Annotated in this window: 2 protein-coding genes; one reads left to right on the top strand and one right to left on the bottom strand. The window is 45.1% G+C overall.

What is annotated here, in order from left to right; all coding sequences use genetic code 11:
- Nucleotides 1-41 precede the first annotated feature (41 nt).
- A complete protein-coding gene (locus H6F50_RS08015) occupies nt 42-254 on the bottom strand; it encodes a DUF2945 domain-containing protein (protein WP_190410242.1) in 213 nt (70 codons plus the stop codon).
- 778 nt (nt 255-1,032) lie between these two features.
- Here H6F50_RS08015 and H6F50_RS08010 point away from each other — a divergent pair.
- A complete protein-coding gene (locus tag H6F50_RS08010; protein WP_190428189.1) occupies nt 1,033-2,490 on the top strand; it encodes a heme peroxidase family protein in 1,458 nt (485 codons plus the stop codon).
- Nucleotides 2,491-3,028 lie beyond the last annotated feature (538 nt).

The following is a 3,028-nucleotide window of genomic DNA, read 5'->3' as shown; positions in this document are numbered from 1 at the left end:
TCGTCGATGGCTGATTTCACATCATTATTCATAATTCAGCATTACTCCTCTTTCTTGAGGGATTCAGGCTTGTGAGCAGCTTCTTTCCCAGTTTTTTCGCTTTCAACTAGATACTCAGGATTATCTTTGGATGCGGCGACGTGGTGTCCTTTGATATCTGTGGGTGAAGTGAGTTTTTTCTTCACAGTGCCACTGGTTTCACCTTGTGAGGTCTTCCATGTAACCTTGTCGCCTTTCTTCAATTGATCGCTCAAAGTTCGACTCCTGCTTAATATTTCTTTATCTACTAACTGTCACATTATGGTGGCTGATTTCCAGGGAGTAATCAGTCTGGTTGCAGATTAGCCGCCCGAAGTTTGCTTCCACAAATATGCCTTTTGTAAGTGGTTGATTGCCAGGAAACTGATTATTTAATTTCTGAATAAATTGCGCGATCGCAAGTGCGCCTAGATGCGAGTACAGATCAGTACATTAGTTCGTACTTAAATTTACCTGGTAGCGATCGCGCCCAATTGCTTGATTTTGCTAGCACAATATTAAAAAATTTTCAAGTCGCCCAATCGACTGACACTCAACTGAGTTACCAAAAATAAGCGACTGGCAAGAAACTTTCAGCAAAGGTTATATCTGTAAAGCAAAGAGATTTGGCTGGCAACCTGAAAATTAGTATCGGCTGAGAGCAGTACCATCTTATTTTACGATTGCCGATTTAAATTGCAGAAATTACTTACTATCTAATCTTTCACAATCTGCAATTTTAAATCGTCTAACTAGATACCAGTTTCATAAATCCCCATTTTTTTTAAATTACTGATAAGTAGGGTAAATTTCAAATTGATTTTGAGGAATCCGAATTCTTCAACCTCTTCCTAAATCGATAATCAGATCGTGATTTTTCAAAAAACTTAGGCGATTAGAAACACTGAAAATTCAATTTTGTGGAATCTGGACGCAAGAAAAACAGAAATTTCGATCGAGGTAGAGGTCAAAACCAGCGCCACATAAAACGGTAATCAACAAGGAGGAAACATAATGACTAGACACGGACAACTCTATCTAAGAGACCAAGTTCCACCCCGCTCCACTGCTTACGATCAAGGAAAATTTGGTCGGCTATTCCCGTCCTTACCTCCCTTTGCTAGCGACTCCAAATCAGTGCGCCAGAGGCTGATGGAGCTAGGGAAACCAGGCGGTTTGATGGATGCAAAAGACGATTTAAACGCAACAGACCCCGTACCTGGAAGTCCTAGCAACACCGATAACCCCACTATGACCGCAGGGTTCACTTTTTTGGGGCAGTTTCTAGATCATGATATGACCTTCGATTCCACCTCTAGCCTTGAGCGACAAAATGACCCGGAATCTATTGAAAATTTCCGAACGCCTTTCTTAGAGCTAGATAACGTTTATGGTTCGGGTCGTGCAGCCAGTCCTCACTTGTATGACAAAACAACGGGAGGCATCAAGTTCCTGATTGAGAAATTGGGTGGGGAAGGGTCGAAGGACGATCTCCCTCGAAATAGCCAAAATATGGCGCTCATCGGCGACCCAAGGAATGATGAGAACACGATTATTTCTCAGATGCAATTGGCATTTCTGAAATTCCACAATCATGTTGTGGATTACGTCATCGATAGTGGACTCAAAGATCCGAATGATGCATTCACCGAGGCACAGAAGCTAGTTCGCTGGCACTACCAGTGGATTATCGTGCATGAGTTCCTGCCCACAACCGTAGGACAGGATTTGGTGGATGACATTCTGAAAAAAGGTCGGCGGTTCTACAACTGGCGCAACCAGCCATTTATCCCAGTTGAGTTCTCGGTCGCTGCCTATCGCTTCGGTCACAGCCAAGTCAGACCGGGATACATCGCCAATCATGGCACTCAGGATATGCCAGAGTTTAGGGCACCAATTTTCAATTTCAGTTTAGACCCTAATCTTTGTGACCCGGATGACCTGCGCGGTGGGAAACGCGCACCCCGACGATTTGTTGACTGGGATACCTTCTTTGATTTCAAAAACGGAAAAGTCAAGCCCAACAAAAAGATCGATCCTAAACTCTCAAGTGCATTATTCACGCTGCCTTTTCCAGCACCCGGTTTGCCAGGACAAGAGGAGCCAATCCGGTCGCTCGCGCAGCGCAATCTGCTGCGTCACCTCACCTTCAGCTTGCCGTCCGGTCAGGATGTAGCCAGAGCGATGGAAATCGATCCTCTCAATCCATCCGATCTGCGCGACCTCAAAGATTTGGGATTCGACAAGCGAACACCCTTGTGGTTCTATATTTTGAAGGAAGCGGAGCTGAGAGCGCAAGGCAAGACACTGGGGCCTGTCGGCGGACGCATTGTTGCGGAGGTGTTCATCGGTCTGCTACAAGGCGATCGCAAATCCTATCTTCGGCAAGACCCCAAGTGGAAGCCAGTTTTAGGGCAAAAGCACGACTTCAAGATGGTTGACTTGTTAAAGTTTGCGGGACTTGCTCCATAAGGAACGACTGAGTGCTGAACGGCTAATTTTTGGGTACGCGATCGCGCTTGTGCGTGCTGCCAATCTCTCACAAGCTACGCACGCAAGCAAAATCTATTCTCCACTAAGAGATAAGCGGTTGGATGAAAATCTGCCCGCTTTTTTCTGTAGCAAGGTTTAGCGATTCGCGTCCGGCTTGTTCCCTAAGTGGGTGTTGTTCAAATGAATCTATCGACTGCTAGATTTTTTTTAGTTGTTTATAGTATTTCTAGGTCATCTTCATCTGCTCAAAGAGATTGAGCCTTCGTTGGGACGGAAACTCACGTCGCTCCCTATCCCCAGCGTTGCCAATTGCACTAGCGGTGCTTAAACGAAAAACAAGACTCTAAAAAGGTATAATACAGGCATGGCAACCATTTCACGTTATGGTGTGATAAATGAAAGACACAACTCCCGCCGCCATGCCCCCTTGCTTCAATAGATGGTGCAAACGCTTTGATGATATATTGACGCATCAAGCCCAAAAACGGGAGTTTAGGAACTATATAAGCGGATTATT

Origin of the sequence: Coleofasciculus sp. FACHB-712, assembly GCF_014695635.1 — a bacterium.
Lineage (GTDB): Bacteria > Cyanobacteriota > Cyanobacteriia > Cyanobacteriales > FACHB-T130 > FACHB-T130.
This window is presented reverse-complemented; position numbering and strand designations above follow the sequence as displayed.